Here is a 17,536-nt window from a genome sequence, read left to right on the forward strand (position 1 = left end):
TCTCTCCTCAAATCCGCGCGCCGAACATGCGGCCGCCATTGGCCGCGATCAGCCCGTCGATATCGTCGCCCTTGTAATCCGGATCGGCGGATTCGCCGAAGGCGGTCAGCATGTCGCGCGTCACCAGTTCGGCCATCGCCTTCCATTCGGGATGGGTGAATATCCAATAGTCGCCATTCTCGATCGCCCGGACAACCCGCGCGCCGATCTTCGCCGGGTCCATCCCGCCCGCAAGCACGCCCTGCATGGCCTGGCTGGTCGCGGCCGCGCGGCCGACCTCGACCTGCGCCGGGCGCAGATCGCGCGTCGTTTCGACAATGCGCGTCGCCGACATCCCCGGCATCAGGACCGAAATATCGACGCAGGTGCCCGCAAGCTCGTTGCGCAGCGCCATCGCGATGCCGAGCGTGGCATATTTCGAACTGATATAGGCGACCGAGATCGGCGGCGGCACGATCGCAACCATCGACGATGTGATGACGAGGTGGCTCGCCTCGCCCGATGCCTTCATCGCACCGAGGAAGGTGCGGCAGGCATATAGATGCGCATGGGCGTTGACGGCATAGTTCCAGCGCCAGACGTCGGTGTCATAATCCTCGAACGGCCCCGAACCGCCGCCCACACCGGCATTGCTGAACAGGATGCGTACCGGGCCGAAAGCCTGCGCGGCGGCACCGGCATCGGCCCAGCTTGCCTCGTCGGACACGTCGAGCTGCAACCCGATCGCCTCGGCCCCCGCGGCGCGCAGGCTTTCCGCCGCGGCTTCCGCCCCCGCTCCGTCAATATCGGCGAGGACAAGCCGCGCGCCCCTGTCCGCCAGCGCCCGCGCCGTCGCGAGACCAAGCCCGCTGGCGCCGCCGGTGACGAACGCCGTCTTGCCTGCAACATCGGTCATTCAGCGAAATCCTGATCGAGGTGGCGCGTCATCGCGAACTGGGCCAGCCCTGCGGCGACCGCAAAGGGAAGGATGGCAAGCAAGGCCCAGCGCAAGCTTTCATCACCATAGGCCGGTTTGAGGTAATCGCTCACCACGCCGATGAACAGCGGACCGAGGCCGAGGCCGACGATGTTGAACATCAGCATCAGCACCGCCGCGGCCGTCGCGCGGCTGCGCGGCGGGGTCAGATTCTGCACCAGCGCCAGCGCCGGGGCGACATAGGCGGTGCAGGCCGCCATCGGGATCAGCAACAGCGCAAGCGACACTTGCCAGCTATCGACGAGGAGCGCCGCGGCGAAGCTCGGGATCAGGACGGCGGTGGCCAGAGCGGGAATCGATCCATAGGCGCGCGGCGATCGCTTCGCGACGTGGCTGACCAGCCAGCCGCCGCCGAGGATGCCGATCCCGAAGGTAATGCCGGCGGCGGGCGCGAACCAGGTCGCCATCGCATCGAGCGGCATGCCCTGGGTGCGCATCAGGAAGGCCGGGATCCAGTTGAGCATGCCATAGCTGACGAAGGCGGCAAGGCCGCTGCCGACCATCACCATGCGCAGCGACCGGCGGCGCACGAACATCGCAAGGCTCTGCCGAAAGGGCAGCGCTTCGTCGGCCGTCTGCTGCTTGTCCATGGCGCCGCGCGCGGGTTCGCGGACCAGCCAGATCAAGAGCGGCGCAACAAGGATACCGACGACGCCGATGACCAGGAAGGCATTGCGCCAGCCTATGTTGGCCGCCGCCCAGGCGCCGAAGGCGGCGCCGACGAACACGCCGAACGGACCGTTCAGCGTGAACAGGCCGATCGCCAGCGGCCGGCGATCGGGCGGGTAATAATCGGCGATCACCGACAGCGACGGGGCGGTGCCCCCCGCCTCGCCCGCGCCGACGCCGAAGCGCATCAGCGCCAGTTGCCAGAAGTTCGACACCATGCCGCATGCGGCGGTGAAGCCGCTCCACACCACGCAGGCGATACCGATCAGCTTCACCCGGTTCCACCGGTCGGCGATCATCGCGACCGGGACGCCCATCGCCGCATAGAAGAGCGCGAAGGCAAGGCCGGTGAGCAAGCCGAACTGCGTATCGCTGAACTGCATATCGGCGCGGATCGGTTCGACGAGCACCGACAGCAGCTGGCGGTCGACGAAGTTGATCGTGCCGACCATGAAAAGCATCGCGAGCGCAAAATTGCGGCGGACGGCGATCGAACGGTCGGCCGGCGCGGCGCCCGCATCAAGGGCGGTGGCTTGCGTCATGGCTCTCCCCAAACATGTGATTCTTTTCGGGTCAAAATACTTAGGTATTTAAGTTTATCTGTCAATGTGCTTTACGGTAAGGCGACATCGAACGGGAGAGAGCAATGGATATCAAGGGCAAAACCGCCATCGTTACCGGCGCCGCGAGCGGCATCGGCCGCGCCACCGCCGTCGCGCTTGCCGAGCGCGGCGCCGCCGCGATCGCACTTGTCGACGTCAACGAAATCGACCTGCGCGAAACGGCGGGTCGCGTCGAGGCGGCGGGCGCGCGAGCGACGGTCCACCGCCTCGACCTGTCCGACATCGCCGCGACCGAAGCCTGGTTCGCGGCGCATGGCGACGTCGACATTCTCCACAACAATGCCGGGGTCGTATCGGGACTGCCGCAATTTCCCGACGTCGACGCGGCGCGCATCCGCTGGATCATCGACGTCAATGTGACCTCGCTGATCGCCGCGACGCAGATCGCCGTGCAGGCGATGCGCCGCCGCGGCGGCGGGGTGATCGTCAACACCGTGTCGACCGTCGCGCTCGGCACCGGATTTTACGATACGATGTATGCGACGACCAAAGCGGCGGTGATGATGTTCACCCGCTGCTGCGCGCCGCTGAAGGCCGAATGCAACGTCCGCGTCGCGGGGATGCTGCCGGGCCTTGTCGATACACCGATCCTCGACACCACGGGCGCGGGCGGCAAATCGGAGTGGATGGAGCAAGTGCTAGCCAATAATGAAGCCTGCGAACCCAGGGATATCGCCGGCGGCGTCATCGCGCTGATCGAGGATGACGGTTTGGCCGGGGGCGACTGGCTCGCGGTGCGGCGGCTCGCCGGAAAGATCGAATATCAGTGGGGTCATGCCGATACCGTCTGATCCACGCTCGTCATTGCGGGCGAAGCCGCGTCGCTTCGCTCTTCGCAATGGCGCAGGAGGTCAGCGCGTCGGCGCGGCGAGCATATTCTTGCCGAACAGGTTCGACCATTGCTCCTCGGTCAGCACGGGCCGCGCGCTCGCAAGGTTGGCGGCATTCTTGACGTCGGTTCCGGCAATCACCGCCGGCCGCTCGCCCACGCGCGCGAACCAGTCGGCAACGGCAGGATAATCGTCGAGCGTCAGCCCGATCAGCTGCACCGCGCGCGCCCAGGGCCAGGCCGCCATGTCGGCGATGCTATATTCCTCGGCCAGATAGTCTGCCTCGGACAGGCGTCCGTTCAGAACGTGCAGCAGGCGAACTGTCTCGTTCCGGTAGCGCTCGGTCGGGTAGGTCTGGCCTTCGGGTGCGTAGCGGATGAAATGATGCGCCTGCCCCTGCATCGGCCCGAAGCTGGCCATCTGCCACATCAGCCATTGCTGCGCCTGGCTGCGACGGCGCGGATTTTCGGGCAGGAACTTGCCGCTCTTTTCGGCAAGATAAAGCAGGATCGCGCCGCTTTCGAAGACAGGCAGCGGCGCCCCGCCGCCGATCGGTTCATGGTCGACGATCGCGGGCAGGCGTCCGTTGGGGTTGATGCGCCGAAAGTCGGGGGTGAGATGATCGCCCGCGAGCACATCCATCTTGAGCAGGCGGTGCGGCAAGCCCGTCTCTTCAAGCATGATCGAAACCTTGTGCCCGTTGGGCGTGGGGGTGAAATAAACCTCGATCATGCAATTCCTCTTTCGGCAAAACGGGCGCGGGCGGCGGCAAATGCGGCGTCGAAGGCAGGCTTCCCCGCCGGGTAGCCCGCAACGGTGAGCGTGACACCTGCGATCCGCCATCGCCCGTCGCGGATCAGATGGTGGGTGTAATGACCGACAAGGTCGCCCATCAGCGCGGCGCCATCGACGGTAATGAAGTGCGCCGCATCGACGATTCCCGTCACCACGGCGCGATCGCCCTCGATCTCGGCGCGCACATTGTGCAGCCGGTGCGCGGTAGCGTCGAAACCCTCGAGCGCGCGGCAGCGGCGCGTCCATTCATCGGCATCGATCGTCGCGACGATCGACCCGATCGCGCCATAGTCGATCGCGATCCGGTCGGCGAACAGCGCTCGATACGCGCCCCAGTCGCGCGCATCGAGCGCGGTGGCATAAGCGGTCACGACCGCCACCGCCGCTTCCCGGTCAAGGAAAGCGTCGATAGCGGTCGCGTCGGTCGGCATTCTAGTGGGACTGCCAGCTAGCGGGACTGCTAGAATTTGAAGCCGGCTTCGATCGACAGGTTGCGCGGCGGTTCGAGATAGAGAATCGCGCGCGGAACCGCGGTGATCGGCGCCGGCAGGTTGAACGCGCTGCCCGTCGTCAGCTCGTTGGTCAGATTCTTGCCGACGAAGGCCAGGAACCAGCGCTCGTCCGCATCCGAAAGCTGCACGCGCAGGTCGAGCTTCACATAGCCTTTCTGGATGCCGAAAATCGGGCTCTGATTGTCCGAGTCGAAATATTTCGAGCGGCCCGCGGCGACGCCCGTAATGTCGAGCTTCAGATCATCGCCCAGCGGCACGCGGCCGTGCGCCGAGACATTGCCGGTCCATTTTGACGTGTAGGCGAGACGATAGCCGGCAAGATTGTTGGTCGCCGGCGTGCAGGTGCTCGGCTGCGACGCAAGGCAGGCAGCCCCCGGATAATCATCATATTTGATGTCCTGATAGGCACCCGATGCGGTGATATCGAGGTTGGGCGACAGATAGAGCGCCAACGATCCTTCGATGCCCTTCGACGTCGCGCTCGCGGCGTTGCCGGTCAGATAGCTGGAGGTTGCCGGCTGATAGACCGAAACCTGCAGATTCTTGAACTGGGTGTCATAGACCGAGACGTTGGCGACGACCTTGCCGTCGAACAGCGTCGATTTGACGCCCGCTTCATAGTTGGTCGAGCGCTCGGGCTTGAACGCGAAGGTCGCGTTCGTCGTGCCGAGGGTATTCGACACGAAGCCGCCCGACTTCGACCCGCGGCCATAGGTCGCGTAGAGCATGATGCGCGGTGCGACGTCGAACTGCACCGTCACCGACGGATCGACATTGCCTTCGCTGAGCGAACCGACCGCGCTGGAGATCGGACGGATCGCAAACGGGCCATAGACCAGCCGCGAGGCGAAATCGGCGTCCTTGCTCGTGTGGCTGTAACGCAGGCTGCCGATCACGCGGAAGGTGTCGGCCAGGTTCAGCGTACCCTGTCCGAAGACCGACCAGCTGTCCGACGTCTGGTTGAAGCGGCTGTCGATGCGGCCGAAATAGGGCGAACCGAACAGGTTGGCGATATTGAAGCCCTGCAGCTGGTCGAGCCGGTATTTGCCATGGTCGTAATAAGCGCCGACGATGAAATCGAAGGTGCGGCCGGTCGGCGACAACAGGCGAATTTCCTGGGAGAATTGCTCGAAGCGTTCGGGGAAGCTGTTGTATACCGAATTGTTGGTAAACGCGCCGCCGCCGCCCGGAATCGTCTGATCGAAGCCGTTGACGATATTGGCGTTGAACCAGCTGTAACCGGTCACCGACGTCAGCGTATAGTCGCCTATCGCGATGTTGCCGGTGCCCGATATCATGACCGATTTGGTCTTGGTCCCTTCATCGCCGAGCGCCGACTTGTCGAGATAGCGGGTAAGGTGCGGATCCTGCGCGCTGGTCAGCGGGCTCGACACGGTAATGCCGCCCACGACATCGCGGTTCGCATATTCGACCTTCGCGGTGTAATCGAAATTGGCCGACGGTTCCCATTTCATCGTCAGGCGGAGAAGCTGCTGCTTGATCTCCGGATCGTCATGGTCGGTCGCGAGGTTGCGGATATAGCCCTGCTGGTTGAGCACCTTCATCGCGAGGCGCGCGCTCAGCGTGTCGGTCAGCGGCCCCGACAGATAGCCCGAAAAGTCGGTGCCCTTGAAATCGAAGTTATAATTGGCGGTCAGCTTGCCTTCGAACTGGTCGGTCGGCCCCGCCGACACGACGCTGACCGCGCCGGCCGCGGTGTTCTTGCCGAAAAGGGCGCCCTGCGGACCGCGCAGCACCTCGACGCGCGCGAGGTCGAAGAAGGGTGCCTGCGCCTGACGCGACCGGCCGGCGTAGACGCCGTCGACATAGAGCGAGACCGACTGGTCGAACGCGAAGTTCGCCGGCGGCGAGCCGAAGCCGCGAATGTAGATCACGTCATTGCCCGCGGTCGACTGGACGAAGACGTTCGGCGTGTAATTCATCACCGCCTTGATGTCGTTCGAGTTGAAATCGTCGAGCCGCTGGCCGCTGACGACCTCCATCGAGATCGGAACATCCTGGATGTTCTGGGCGCGCTTTTGCGCCGTCACGATGATTTCATTGCCGCTGACGCTTGCTTCCGCGGACGTATCGGCGCCATCGTCGGCAGTCTGCGCCATCGCCGGCGCGGCGGTAGCCAGCATCGCAAGCGTCGCGACGCCAGCGAGCAGATTCGAATGTCGAGCCTTCATCTTCACCCTCCCATAAAGCCTAGTGCAACGGTACCGGTTTCTCCGTCCGATCCGTCAATCTGATTGACCCTTAGTATACTAATGGTTTTATGCTTGTCCAGAGTTTCAAGAGAGGATTCCCATTATGACCGACGAAAATCGCCAGAGCGCGCTTGCGAGCCGCCCCTTGTGCACCGTGGAGTTCGAGGTCGGCGGCGGCCTGATCGGGATCGGCGCGTCGCCTTTCGGCGACCAGCGGCTCGGCTATATCACCGGCGGACGATTTTTCGGACCGCGAATCAACGGCATCGTTCTGCCGGGTGGCGGCAATTGGTCGCGCGGCGGGCGGCTGGGCGAAGCGGCGTCGGTCGGCACCTTTGATGCGCGCGCGGTGTGGCAGACCGACGACGGCGCGCTCATCTACCTCAGCTATACGGGGCGCAGCCTGATTCCCGACGACGTCCGCACCGCCTTCGCCGACCCTGCCGCGCCCCATGTCGATCCTGCGCGCTATTATCTGCGAATCGCGCCCGTGTTCGAGACCGCGAGTCCCCGATACGACTGGCTCAACGGTCTGCTCGCCGTCGGAGTCGGCGAGCGCACCGACTTCGGCGTGCGCCATGTGATCCACGAGATATTGTGAGGCGAAATGCCTGAGGCAGTGCCCCGCCCCTAGCCCACGGCTCGGTCGCGGCCTTCCCAATAGGGCGCGCGAAGTTCGCGGCGCAGCACCTTGCCCGAGGGATTGCGCGGCAGCGCGTCGATCGTCTCGACGCTCTTCGGCGCCTTGTAGGCAGCGATGCGCTCGCGCGCCCATGCGATGACATCGGCGGGATCGACCGTGGCGCCGGGCGCGGGGACGACCAGCGCCTTGACCGCCTCGCCCCATTTGTCGTCGGGCACGCCGATGACCGCGACATCGACGACACCAGGGCAGCCCATGATCGCGCTTTCGACCTCGGCCGGATAGACATTCTCGCCGCCCGACACGATCATGTCCTTGATCCGGTCGTGGACGAAGTAGAAACCGTCGGCGTCACGATAGCCGACATCGCCGGTGTGCAGCCAGCCGCCGATCACGGTTTCGGCGGTCGCCTCGGCGCGGTTCCAATATTCCTTCATCACGATGTCGCCGCGGATCGCGATCTCGCCGATCTCGCCGTCACCGAGCGGCCGCCCCTCGCCATCAAGGATCGCCATCTCGGTCTGCGGCCAGGGCTGACCGCATGAGGTGAGTTTGCCGGGCAGGTCGTGCGCGGCGGGCGAAAGGTAGGAGCCGCCGCCCGAGCTTTCGGTCATGCCGTAGAATTGCACGAAATCGCAGCCGAAGGTCGCGCGCGCGCGGCGCAGCACATCCTCCGCGATTGGCGAGGCGCCATAAGCGATCGACCGCAACGCCGAATAGTCGCCTGTCGCTGCGGCGGGCTGTTGCAGCATCATCTGGATCATCGCGGGCGCGAGGAAGGCGTGCGCAACGCGTTCCTCCGTCAGCATCCGCACCGCATCGTCCGCGACGAAATCCTTGACCAGCACCAGCCGCCCGCCCTGCGCCAGCCCCGAAAAGCTGACATTGGTGCCGGCGACGTGGAACAGCGGCATCACGATCATCACCGTTTCGTCCTCGCCATAGGCGAAGCCATCGACCTCGGTCGCCATTTCGAGGAAGCGGCGGTAATTCTTGTTGGCGAGCACGACGCCCTTGGGCCGCCCGGTGGTGCCGCTCGTATAGAGCTGCAACACATCGTCGGCGAGTTGCGGCGCGTCGGTGGGCGGGGTCGCGGCCGCATCGCCGAGCCAGGCGTCGAAGCTTTCGAAGTCGGGGTGCGCGCCATAAAGCGCCACCAACCGCGGCTTTTCGGCAAACCCGGCGACCGCGGCCAGCGCGGTGTCGAAGAAATCCTCGCCCACGAAGAGCAGCTTCGGCGCCGCGTCGCCCAAAATGAAACCGATCTCGCCCGCGGCGAGGCGGCAGTTGATCGGCGCCAAGCAGGCGCGCGCACGCGCGGTGCCGAAGAAGAGCGGATACCAGGCGTCGTGGTTCTTGGTCAGCACCGACACCCGGTCGCCAGGCCCCACCCCCGACGCCAGCAGCGCGTTCGCGACCCGGTTCGACTGCGCATCAAGCGCGGCAAAACTCGTTTCGCGATCTCCATATTTGACCGCGACCGCCTGCCCACGCGCGCGCGCCTGCGCCGCCGGAATATCGGCCAGCGTCCGAATGGCCTCCAGATCGATCATTTCGCTCTCCCATCGTCACTTTGATCTTGAATTAGATAGAATACTAAGCAAATACTTGGCCAGCAAAAAAGCGAGAGGATCCGCCTTGTTCGATCACCCCATCCTGCCGACAACGATCGTCGGAAGCTACCCCCAACCCGATTGGCTGATCGACCGCGAACGATTGAAGGCCAGCCTGCCGCCACGCGTGCGTGCCGAGACTTTGTGGCGCATCCCCGAACCCTGGCTGGCGGATGCGCAGGAAGCCGCGACCTTGATGGCGATCCGCGATCAGGAAGAGCTGGGCATCGACATCGTCGGCGACGGCGAGATGCGCCGCGAAAGCTATTCGAACCGGCTCGCGACCGCGCTGTCGGGGATCGACACCGAACAGCATGGCACCGCGATCGACCGCACCGGCAACGCCAATCCGGTGCCGCTCGTCTCGGGCCCGATCCGCCGCGTGGCGCCGATCGAGGCGCAGGACGCCGCCTTTCTCCGTCGCCATTCGACCAAGCCGGTCAAGCTGACCCTGCCCGGCCCCTTCACCATGACCCAGCAGGCCGAGAACGCCTATTATCCCGACCTCAGATCGCTCGCGATGGATTATGCCGATGCGGTCAATGCCGAGGTGAAGGATCTGTTCGCCACCGGCGTCGATGTCGTCCAACTCGACGAACCCTATCTGCAGGCGCGCGCCGCCGAGGCGAACGCCTATGCGATCGAGGCGATCAACCGCGCGCTCGATGGCGTCGGCGGCACGACCGCGCTGCATATCTGCTTCGGCTATGCGATGGTGCACCACAGCGCGGGGGCGACGGGGCCGAAGCCGAAGGCCTATGACTTCCTCGCCGAACTCGAAGCGTCGGCGATCGACGTGATTTCGATCGAGGCGGCGCAGCCGGGGCTCGACCCCGCGATCCTCGCCGAACTGCCGACCAAGACGATCATGTACGGGGTGCTCGACCTGTCGACGCCCGATGTGGAAACGCCCGAAATCGTCGCGGGCCGCATCCGCGAGGCGCTGCGCTATGTTGACGCCGAACGGCTGTGGATCGCGCCTGATTGCGGGATGAAATATCACAGCCGCGACCATAGCCAGGCCAAGCTAAAGGCGATGGTCGACGGGGCGGCGCTGGTACGGGCGGAGTTGAAATAGCCTATCCCATCGTCATTGCGAGGAGCGGAGCGACGAAGCAATCTCCAGCTACCGGCCTTGTGCGAGACCGATGGCTGGAGATTGCTTCGCTTCGCTCGCAATGACGACCGTTATGCGTCGATGAAATCCGCCAACAACGGCACCACCAACTCCGGTGCCTCGACCATCGGCAGATGCCCTGCCCCCCCGATCACCTCCAGCCGCGCGCCCGGAATCGCGTCCAATATCTCGTCATGCTGCGCGCGGCTGGTGATGCCGTCCTTGTCGCCCCAGATCAGCAGGGTCGGCACCGCAATCTCGCCCAGGCGCGGGCGGCTGTCGATGCGCGCCATGATCGCGCGCTGCTGCGCGAGGAAAGTGTCGGCGCCGGTATCCGCCGCCATCTGCCGCGCGATGCCGAGCAGGCGCGCGTCGCCGCGCTTTTCTTCCGGAAACAGGATCGGGATGCGCTCCTCGACGACCTGATCGAACCGGCCGCTTGTCACGAGGTCGATATAGCCCTGCCGCCGCGCCGTCTGCGCTGGACCATCGGCGGAGGCGAGCGTCGAGATCAGCGCCAGCTTCGCAACCCGCCCGGGCGCCCGGCGCATCACCTCGAAGGCGATGAAGCCGCCCATGGCGTGTGCGACCAGCGCGAATTTCGGCGGCGCATTGTCGAGCAGCCGCTGCGCGAAGCCCGCGATCGTATCGTCGCTGCGGTTATCGGCGACGATGACCTCGCGGTCGGTCCAGGCGTCAAGGAGCGGTTGCCACACGGCTTCGGTCAAAAGCTGGCCGGTGATGAGGACGATCGGAAGCGTCATGGGGTCAATCCTAAAGCGTCGTCATTCCGAGGAACCGAAGGCGACGCGGCAATCCAGAGCAGGCGTAAACCGCACTGGATTGCTTCGCTCCGCTCGCAATGACGAAATGTTTCATACCACCTGATGCAGCAGCGCTTCGCCCGCCCCCAGCCGACGGCAATTCTCATGCGCCACCGTCAGGCTGCGCACGAGCGTCTCGGGCGTAAGCCATGCGACATGCGGCGCGAGCACCGCATTGGGCAGGCCGAGCAGCGGATTCCCGCGCGGCAACGGCTCCTCCGCAAACACGTCGAGCCCCGCGCCGCGCAGATGGTCCGCGGTCAGCGCCGCGACCAGCCGATCCTCGTCGACCAGTTCGCCGCGCGCGGTGTTCACCAGTATCGCGCCCTGCTTCATCGCGAACGGGTCGATGCTGGCGCGCGTCTCTTCGGTCAGCGGCATGTGCAGCGAGACGATATCGCTCTCCGCGAGCAACTGGCCAAGCGGCAGAAATTCATAAGGCCCGTCGCGCTCGCGCCGCGCCGTATAGACCACCCGCGCCCCCAGCGCGGCGAGCACCGGCGCGAGCAGTTGCGCCGAATTGCCGAACCCGACGAGCCCCACGGTGCGCCCGCCGACCTCGCCCACCGAATCGAGTTCGGACGGATCGGCGGTCCAGCCTTCACCGGCGCGGGTCCGCGCGTCGAAGAAGCAGGTGCGGCGCAGCACGGCCATCATCAGCGACAGCGCCATTTCGGCGACCGCCTGGCTGTTGGTGCCCGGCATGTTGCACACCGCGACACCATGCTCGCGCGCCGCGTCGAGCGCGATCGTGTTCACGCCCACGCCGAGCTTCTGGATCAGCTTGAGCCTGGGCGCCGAAGCGATGAAGTCGGCCGTTACGGGGGTCAGCACATGGAGCAGCGCGGTGATCTCGCCAGCCACCGCGTCGAGCGGTGCGGCTTCGTCGACATGCGTCACGACGCCCGCGCCGAAGATGGCATCGACCGCCGCGCGAAAGCCGGGGCTTGGGCGGGCGTGGAGAACGATCATGCCGCGACCCGCCCGATCGACCCCGCAAAGGCCGAGAAGCCGGCAAATTCGGCATCGGCGCCCATCGCTTCCTCGATCCGCAGCATCTCGTTCCACTTCGCCATCCGTTCGGAGCGGGTAAAGCTGCCGACCTTCAATTGCCCCGCGTCCCAGCCGGTGGCCAGATGCGCGATCGTGACATCCTCGCTCTCGCCCGAGCGTGCCGAGACGATCGCGCCCCAGCCGCGCGCGACCGCGGCATCGAGCGCGGCCTTCGCTTCGGTGACGGTGCCGATCTGGTTCACCTTGATTAGCGCCGCATTGCACACCGCTGCATCGCCCGCGCGCTCGACGCGCGCCGCATTGGTGACGAGCACATCGTCGCCGATGATTTGCACCCGGTCGCCGATAGCTGCGGTGACCGCCGCCATCGCGGTCCAGTCATCCTGCCCCGCCGGGTCTTCGATCGACAGGATCGGATAGCGTCCCGCCCATTCGACGATGCGCGCCGCCATGTCCTCGCTCGTCAATCGCCCCTCGTCGAGCGCGAGGCTGTAGCCCGAGGCATCGCCGAGTTCGTTCGCCGCAATGTCGAGCGAGATGAAGACGTCTTCGCCCGCGCGGTGCCCGCTGGCCTCGATCGCCTTGGTCAGCGTGCCCAGCGCATCCTCGTTCGAGGCGAAATTCGGCCACCAGCCGCCTTCGTCGGCGACCCCCGACAGCGGCCCCTTGGCTTCCATCAACTTGCCCGCGGCGCGATACACATCGTCGGTGATTTCGAGTGCGCGACGAAAGCTGCCCGCCGCGGGGCACATGATCATGAAATCCTGCACGTCGGTGCGCCGCCCGGCGTGGGCGCCGCCGCCGAAAATCTGGATCTCGGGCAGCGGGATGCGGACTTTGCGGTCCCCGGCGAGGTAGCGCCACAGCGGCAGCCGCGCGTCGGCGGCCGCCGCGTGCAGCACCGCCATCGACACCGCAACGACGGCGTTCGCCCCCAGCCGCGCCTTGTTCGGGGTGCCGTCGAGATCGCACAGCGCCTTGTCGACCGCCGCCTGGTCGCCCGCATCCATGCCGATCAGCGCGGGCGCGATCTCGGCCCCGATCCCGGCGACCGCGCCATTGACGCCATAGCCGCCGAAGGCCGGGCCGCCGTCGCGCAGGTCGATCGCCTCATGCGCGCCGCGCGAGGCACCGGCGGGCGCAATGGCGCGGCCAACCGCGCCCGATTCGAGGATAACTTCCGCCTCGACCGTGGGGCGGCCACGCGAATCCCAAAGCTGGCGGCCGGCAACCGAAGCGATAGGCGACGTCATTCCTTGGTCCTTTTCCAGTTTGCGACGAGCGCATCGATGGGCGTCGGCGCGAGCAGCAACGCACGCGCCTGATCGCGCACGATTTGTTTGTGATGGCGGTCGGTCAGATAGGGCGCGGGCGATTTGCCCTCGACCCGCGCGAGCAGCAACGCGGCGGTCAGTTTGCCGGCGCGCAGCGCCAGCGCGTCGGCGTCTTCCCAATCGATGCCGGCGCGATAGGTCTCGACCAGCGCCGCCGCGGCCTCGCCGAGCCGTTCGTTCCCCAGCCACACCGCCTTCAGCAGCAGATGCGTGGTGCAAAAGGCAAGGTCGAAGGCCGGGTCGCCATAGACTGCACATTCGGCGTCAAGGAACACCGGCCCGTCTGCACCGACGAGAATATTCTTGGGGCTGACGTCGCCGTGAACGAGCGCCACCTTGCGCGACGAGAGGTCGTCGGCGAGCGCGTAGAGCGCCGGCGCGCACTCCGCATCCTTTTGCGCAACGAACAGCAGAAAGGGATCGACGCGCAGCGCGCGGAACATCGCATCGGTCGGAAAGGCGTCGCGGTCGGCGGCGCTGTTCGCGGTCGCGGCGTGGACCGCCACGATGCCGCGACCGACAGCCGCCGCGAACCCCGGATCGATACGGCCCGCGATCAATTCATCCTTCCACACCGGACAATCCGGCAGGAAGCGCATCGCGAAGCCGTGGCCGGGCAATTCGGCCAGCACCTCGGGCACTAGATGCGGATCGACGCCGCGCGCCCGGCGCAGCCAGCGCACCTCGCTCGCGCCGCGTTCGACCGGTGCGTGCCAATCGGCGGCGACACGCAATTGCTCGAGCGGCCGCTTGACCACGATCGGCCCCGCCGGGCCGTCGACCCGCCACACGTCGCAGGACACGCCGCCGGTCAATGGCTCGAGGACGACCTCGCCCTCGCCCGCCAGCCCGGCCGCGCGCAATCCCGCAATGATGTCGGCGGTCGCCGTGTCCACTTACAGCTTCTCCCGGATCCAGCTGCTGACCAGATCGGCGGCATTTTGCCGTTCTTCGATCGAATCCTCGAAATAATGCGCGCCGGGGATCAGTTCGAGCCTTTTGTCCGCGGTGCCGAGGAAGTCGAAGATCTTGCGCGCATCGCTGGGGAAGACGCCGGTGTCGGCGAGCCCCTGCACCACCAGCGCGGGGGTGTCGTGCTTGGCGAGGTGCGGCTGCCCCTGGCACGGCGATGTTTCGAGGCTCCACATGTTGAGCCAGGTCTTGATCGTATTGGCGCGGCCGATGCTGGGGGTGCGGTTGGCGATTGCCGGGTCGCCGCGATAGCACCAGTTGGGCTTGCGGTCCGACGGGTCGATCGCCGGATCGACGCAGCGGATGTCGCCCCAGCAGCGGAACATCGGAAAGATACGGTCGGGGATTCCGGCCGCATTGAGCCGCGCGAGTTCGGCCTTTGCCCAATCGGTGATGCGCTGGTTGCGCGCGCGCTGGCCGGCGCGATATTTTTCGATGAAAGCGTCCGAATAGGGCGGGCCATTGTCGGGATTGAACGGGTCGAGCTCGGGATCGGTCAGCGTCGGATCATTTTCGTCGATCACCGACGCGTCCATCCAGTCGGTCAGCACTTCGGGACGTCCCTGGTGGGCGTTGAAGCTGATATAGAGATTGCCCTTGATGAGCTGCGCCAGCGCATCCTGACCGATTGACGGCAGCCGGTCGGTCAAGGTCGGCGCGATCGCTTCGGCCTGATAGGCGCCCATCAGCGAGCCGCCGCCCGAATTGCCGAGGATCACGATCTGTTCGACCCCGGCCTCTTCTTTCAGCCACTTCATTCCGACCCCGATGTCGAGGATGGCATGTTCGAGCAGGAATTGGTCCTCGAACCCGCGATAGCGCGTATTCCAGCCGAGAAAGCCAAAACCGGCGCGGGCAAAATAGGGCGCGATATAATGTTCGGAAAAATCGACATTATAATGGGTGGCGATGATCGCGACCTTGGGCCGCTTGCCCGCCTCGGTCCAATATATGCCCTGACAGGGATGGCCGCCCGCCTGAATCCGCGGCGCGGTCGGCGACGTGCGGCCGATGAATTGTGCGTCCAGTCCTGCAATCCCGTTCGGGTCCATCAGTCTCTCTCCTGCCTGTTATATCTCATAATCGTCATCCCGGACTTGATCAGGGATCCATTTAACCAGCGTCGAGAGAATGGATCCCGGATCAAGTCCGGGATGACGAGCGTGGGAAACATATTAACGGCTCACCTCGAAGGGCAGTTCATACCCCTCCAGCCCGGCGCGGATCGCCTTCTTGTCGATCTTGCCCGTGGGGCCGAGCGGGATGGCGTCGACGAACACTATGTCGTCGGGCATCCACCATCTGGCGATCTTGCCGTCCAGATAGGCGCGGATTTCGTCGGCCCCCGCGTGCACGCCCGGCTTGAGCTCGCATAGCAGGATCGGCCGTTCGTCCCATTTGGGATGCGCGATGCCGACGACCGCGGCGATGGCGACCGCGGGATGGCCGGTCGCGATATTCTCTATCTCGATCGAACTGATCCACTCGCCGCCCGATTTGACGACATCCTTGGCGCGGTCGGTAATCTGCATATAGCCTTCGCCGTCGATCGTGCTGACATCGCCGGTATCGAAAAAGCCCTCATCGTCGAGCACATCGCCGCCTTCCCCGCCGAAATAGCCGCGCGCGATCGTCGGCCCCTTGATCATCAGCCGCCCCGGCGTCTTGCCATCGTGCGGCAGGCGGTGGCCGGCATCATCGACCAGCTTCATCTCCAGCCCGCACAGCAACCGCCCCTGCTTGAGCTTATACGCCATCTGCGCGTCGTCCCCCTTCGCCGCGACCGAGGCATTAGGGACCGACACCGTGCCGAGCGGGGACGTTTCGGTCATCCCCCACCCCTGGATGACATCGACGCCATAATCGTCGCGGAAGGTGCGGATCAGCGATTCGGGGCACGCCGACCCGCCGATCGTGACGCGTTCCAGCGTCGTGAAGCGCTTGCCATTTTCCTGCAAATATTGGAGCAGCATCTGCCACACCGTCGGCACCGCGGCCGAATAGGTCACGCCCTCCTCCTCGATCAGATTATAGATGGATTCGCCGTCCATCCGCTGTCCGGGCAGCACCAGCTTCGCGCCGACCGCGGGCGCCGAATAGACGACGCCCCACGCATTGGCATGATACATCGGCACGACGAGCAGCACCGTGTCGCGCGCCGACAACGCCAGCGCATCGCGCTGCAGCGTCATCAGCATGTGGATATAGTTGGAGCGGTGCGAATAGAGCACGCCCTTGGGATTGCCCGTCGTCCCGCTGGTGTAGCACAGGCCGCAGGCGCTGTTTTCGTCGAACCCGCCCCCGTCATGTTCGGCGGGATAGCCCGCGATCCAGTCGTCGAACGCCAGCGCGGGATAGGGTGTTTGCGGCAGCGCAGCGCGATCGCAGAAAAAGATCACCTGCTCGATCGACGGCACCTGTGCCAGCAATTCGCCGACCAGATCGGCCACCGCCGGATCGGCGATCAGCAACCGGTCGGCGGCATGATTGGCGATATAGGCGATCTGCTCCATGAACAGCCGCGGATTGAGCGTGTGAAGCACCGCCCCCATCCCCGCCGCGCCATACCAGGCGGCCAGGTGCCGCGCGCCATTCCACCCCATCGTCGCAACGCGGTCGCCCGGCTTGATCCCGGCGGCCACCAGCGCGTTCGATACCCGCTTCGCATCGGCGTGGATTGCGGCATAGGTCGATCGGGTGACGCGCCCTTCGGCGTCGCGCGACACGACTTCGCGCGCGCCGTGCCAGGCCGCCGCATGGTCGAAAATCCGGTCGACCGTCAGCGGGACATTCTGCATCAATCCGTCCATCGGCGGCGCCTCTTCCTCGCTCATTCCAAAAACATAGTATACTAAGCATTTTGTCTCTACACGCTCAGCCGCGCCTTGCCTAGCCCCCGCGCTTCTTCTAGCGTGCGCACCATCGGCGTGCCGCCGAAAACGGGGAATATCGCGTCACTCCATGCGCACCAACCAGCTTATCATCGCTCTTTTCCAACGCTTCTGCTGGCTCGACGAAGGGCTGCAGGCACGGCTGCACGATCGCGGCTGGCCTGACATCAGCCGCCCGCAATCGATGGTGATGACGAATATCGTCAGCGGTATCGTGCGCCCGTCGGACATCGCGCGCAATCTGGGCGTCTCGCGGCAGGCGATTCACAGCACGATCAACCAGATGGTCAAGCTGGGCATGGTCGAACTGGCGCCCGATCCCGAAGACCGGCGGCACATGATCGTCTCGCTCACCGAAACGGGCGCCCGGATGCGTCAGGACGCGCAGCGCGCGATGGATCAGCTCGCCGACCAGCTGGCCGATCGGCTTGGCCACGACCGCTTCGACGCCTTGCTCGCGACGCTCGAGGCCGACTGGGGCGACAACAAGGAACGCCGCCCGGCCTAGGG

Annotated in this window: 16 protein-coding genes; 4 read left to right on the forward strand and 12 right to left on the reverse strand. The window is 65.4% G+C overall.

The genetic code is table 11. The annotated features are described in order from the left end of the window. Nucleotides 1-7 precede the first annotated feature (7 nt). Both MU856_RS13345 and MU856_RS13350 read right to left on the reverse strand, forming a co-directional pair. Nucleotides 8-895, reverse strand: a complete 888-nt coding sequence (locus MU856_RS13345; protein WP_263587737.1) for an SDR family NAD(P)-dependent oxidoreductase — start codon at nucleotides 893-895, stop codon at nucleotides 8-10. Next, nucleotides 892-2,187 (reverse strand): spinster family MFS transporter, encoded by a 1,296-nt coding sequence (locus MU856_RS13350; RefSeq protein WP_062901859.1) that lies wholly within the window; start codon nucleotides 2,185-2,187, stop codon nucleotides 892-894. The genes MU856_RS13345 and MU856_RS13350 overlap by 4 nt, the downstream gene beginning before the upstream one ends. 104 nt (nucleotides 2,188-2,291) lie before the next feature. Here MU856_RS13350 and MU856_RS13355 point away from each other — a divergent pair, with 104 nt between their 5' ends. Next, nucleotides 2,292-3,059 carry an SDR family NAD(P)-dependent oxidoreductase gene (locus MU856_RS13355; RefSeq protein ID WP_062901858.1) on the forward strand — a complete coding sequence of 256 codons (768 nt, stop codon included), beginning with the start codon at nucleotides 2,292-2,294 and terminating at the stop codon, nucleotides 3,057-3,059. A 60-nt stretch (nucleotides 3,060-3,119) separates the two neighbouring features. Here the strand turns inward: MU856_RS13355 and MU856_RS13360 are convergent, their stop codons facing one another. Genes MU856_RS13360 through MU856_RS13370 form a run of 3 tightly spaced genes read right to left on the reverse strand, consistent with a single transcriptional unit; the run spans nucleotide 3,120 to nucleotide 6,597 of the window. Further along, a complete protein-coding gene (locus MU856_RS13360; RefSeq protein ID WP_003049501.1) occupies nucleotides 3,120-3,830 on the reverse strand; it encodes a glutathione S-transferase N-terminal domain-containing protein in 711 nt (236 codons plus the stop codon). Then, nucleotides 3,827-4,324, reverse strand: a complete 498-nt coding sequence (locus tag MU856_RS13365) for a nuclear transport factor 2 family protein (protein ID WP_062901857.1) — start codon at nucleotides 4,322-4,324, stop codon at nucleotides 3,827-3,829. The genes MU856_RS13360 and MU856_RS13365 overlap by 4 nt, the downstream gene beginning before the upstream one ends. Nucleotides 4,325-4,353: 29 nt before the next feature. Next, nucleotides 4,354-6,597 (reverse strand): TonB-dependent receptor, encoded by a 2,244-nt coding sequence (locus tag MU856_RS13370; protein WP_263587738.1) that lies wholly within the window; start codon nucleotides 6,595-6,597, stop codon nucleotides 4,354-4,356. Between the two features lie 124 nt (nucleotides 6,598-6,721). On the opposite strand from MU856_RS13370, the gene MU856_RS13375 reads away from it, so the two are divergent. Next, on the forward strand, nucleotides 6,722-7,219 hold the full coding sequence (locus tag MU856_RS13375; protein ID WP_186402955.1) for a DUF3237 domain-containing protein: 498 nt from the start codon (nucleotides 6,722-6,724) through the stop codon (nucleotides 7,217-7,219). 29 nt (nucleotides 7,220-7,248) lie between these two features. Here MU856_RS13375 and MU856_RS13380 read toward each other — a convergent pair whose 3' ends face one another. Further along, nucleotides 7,249-8,814: a long-chain-fatty-acid--CoA ligase gene (locus MU856_RS13380; RefSeq protein WP_217372683.1), complete on the reverse strand. Its 1,566-nt coding sequence runs from the start codon at nucleotides 8,812-8,814 to the stop codon at nucleotides 7,249-7,251. On the opposite strand from MU856_RS13380, the gene MU856_RS13385 reads away from it, so the two are divergent. Then, a complete protein-coding gene (locus MU856_RS13385) occupies nucleotides 8,795-9,952 on the forward strand; it encodes a 5-methyltetrahydropteroyltriglutamate--homocysteine methyltransferase (RefSeq protein WP_409574542.1) in 1,158 nt (385 codons plus the stop codon). The genes MU856_RS13380 and MU856_RS13385 overlap by 20 nt on opposite strands. A 110-nt stretch (nucleotides 9,953-10,062) precedes the next feature. On the opposite strand, the gene MU856_RS13390 is transcribed toward MU856_RS13385, so the two are convergent. From MU856_RS13390 to MU856_RS13415, 6 genes are all read right to left on the reverse strand, one after another. Next, nucleotides 10,063-10,755 carry an alpha/beta fold hydrolase gene (locus MU856_RS13390; protein WP_263587739.1) on the reverse strand — a complete coding sequence of 231 codons (693 nt, stop codon included), beginning with the start codon at nucleotides 10,753-10,755 and terminating at the stop codon, nucleotides 10,063-10,065. Nucleotides 10,756-10,866: 111 nt separating this feature from the next. After that, nucleotides 10,867-11,787, reverse strand: a complete 921-nt coding sequence (locus tag MU856_RS13395; protein ID WP_062901851.1) for an NAD(P)-dependent oxidoreductase — start codon at nucleotides 11,785-11,787, stop codon at nucleotides 10,867-10,869. Further along, nucleotides 11,784-13,082: a phosphopyruvate hydratase gene (gene eno / locus MU856_RS13400; protein ID WP_062901850.1), complete on the reverse strand. Its 1,299-nt coding sequence runs from the start codon at nucleotides 13,080-13,082 to the stop codon at nucleotides 11,784-11,786. The genes MU856_RS13395 and eno overlap by 4 nt, the downstream gene beginning before the upstream one ends. Next, nucleotides 13,079-14,059: a phosphotransferase family protein gene (locus MU856_RS13405; protein ID WP_263587740.1), complete on the reverse strand. Its 981-nt coding sequence runs from the start codon at nucleotides 14,057-14,059 to the stop codon at nucleotides 13,079-13,081. Before MU856_RS13405 ends, eno begins: the two co-directional genes overlap by 4 nt. Beyond that, a complete protein-coding gene (locus MU856_RS13410; protein WP_062901848.1) occupies nucleotides 14,060-15,187 on the reverse strand; it encodes an alpha/beta hydrolase in 1,128 nt (375 codons plus the stop codon). It abuts the gene before it with no gap. Between the two features lie 123 nt (nucleotides 15,188-15,310). Then, nucleotides 15,311-16,969, reverse strand: a complete 1,659-nt coding sequence (locus tag MU856_RS13415; RefSeq protein WP_234178514.1) for a long-chain-fatty-acid--CoA ligase — start codon at nucleotides 16,967-16,969, stop codon at nucleotides 15,311-15,313. Nucleotides 16,970-17,096: 127 nt separating this feature from the next. Between MU856_RS13415 and MU856_RS13420 the strand changes: the two genes are divergently transcribed. Then, nucleotides 17,097-17,534: a MarR family winged helix-turn-helix transcriptional regulator gene (locus MU856_RS13420; RefSeq protein WP_186402950.1), complete on the forward strand. Its 438-nt coding sequence runs from the start codon at nucleotides 17,097-17,099 to the stop codon at nucleotides 17,532-17,534. The last annotated feature ends 2 nt before the right edge of the window (nucleotides 17,535-17,536 follow it).

It is taken from the genome of Sphingopyxis sp. GC21 (genome assembly GCF_025727575.1).
Lineage (GTDB): Bacteria > Pseudomonadota > Alphaproteobacteria > Sphingomonadales > Sphingomonadaceae > Sphingopyxis > Sphingopyxis terrae_A.

Excerpts from the sequence above, each read along its gene's own strand:
- MU856_RS13345 (WP_263587737.1), bottom strand. The coding sequence starts at position 895 with ATGACCGATGTTGCAGGCAAGACGGCGTTCGTCACCGGCGGCGCCAGC.
- MU856_RS13350 (WP_062901859.1), bottom strand. The coding sequence starts at position 2,187 with ATGACGCAAGCCACCGCCCTTGATGCGGGCGCCGCGCCGGCCGACCGT.
- MU856_RS13355 (WP_062901858.1), top strand. The coding sequence starts at position 2,292 with ATGGATATCAAGGGCAAAACCGCCATCGTTACCGGCGCCGCGAGCGGC.
- MU856_RS13360 (WP_003049501.1), bottom strand. The coding sequence starts at position 3,830 with ATGATCGAGGTTTATTTCACCCCCACGCCCAACGGGCACAAGGTTTCG.
- MU856_RS13365 (WP_062901857.1), bottom strand. The coding sequence starts at position 4,324 with ATGCCGACCGACGCGACCGCTATCGACGCTTTCCTTGACCGGGAAGCG.
- MU856_RS13370 (WP_263587738.1), bottom strand. The coding sequence starts at position 6,597 with ATGAAGGCTCGACATTCGAATCTGCTCGCTGGCGTCGCGACGCTTGCG.
- MU856_RS13375 (WP_186402955.1), top strand. The coding sequence starts at position 6,722 with ATGACCGACGAAAATCGCCAGAGCGCGCTTGCGAGCCGCCCCTTGTGC.
- MU856_RS13385 (WP_409574542.1), top strand. The coding sequence starts at position 8,795 with ATGGCCTCCAGATCGATCATTTCGCTCTCCCATCGTCACTTTGATCTT.
- MU856_RS13380 (WP_217372683.1), bottom strand. The coding sequence starts at position 8,814 with ATGATCGATCTGGAGGCCATTCGGACGCTGGCCGATATTCCGGCGGCG.
- MU856_RS13390 (WP_263587739.1), bottom strand. The coding sequence starts at position 10,755 with ATGACGCTTCCGATCGTCCTCATCACCGGCCAGCTTTTGACCGAAGCC.
- MU856_RS13395 (WP_062901851.1), bottom strand. The coding sequence starts at position 11,787 with ATGATCGTTCTCCACGCCCGCCCAAGCCCCGGCTTTCGCGCGGCGGTC.
- eno (WP_062901850.1), bottom strand. The coding sequence starts at position 13,082 with ATGACGTCGCCTATCGCTTCGGTTGCCGGCCGCCAGCTTTGGGATTCG.
- MU856_RS13410 (WP_062901848.1), bottom strand. The coding sequence starts at position 15,187 with ATGGACCCGAACGGGATTGCAGGACTGGACGCACAATTCATCGGCCGC.
- MU856_RS13415 (WP_234178514.1), bottom strand. The coding sequence starts at position 16,969 with ATGAGCGAGGAAGAGGCGCCGCCGATGGACGGATTGATGCAGAATGTC.
- MU856_RS13420 (WP_186402950.1), top strand. The coding sequence starts at position 17,097 with ATGCGCACCAACCAGCTTATCATCGCTCTTTTCCAACGCTTCTGCTGG.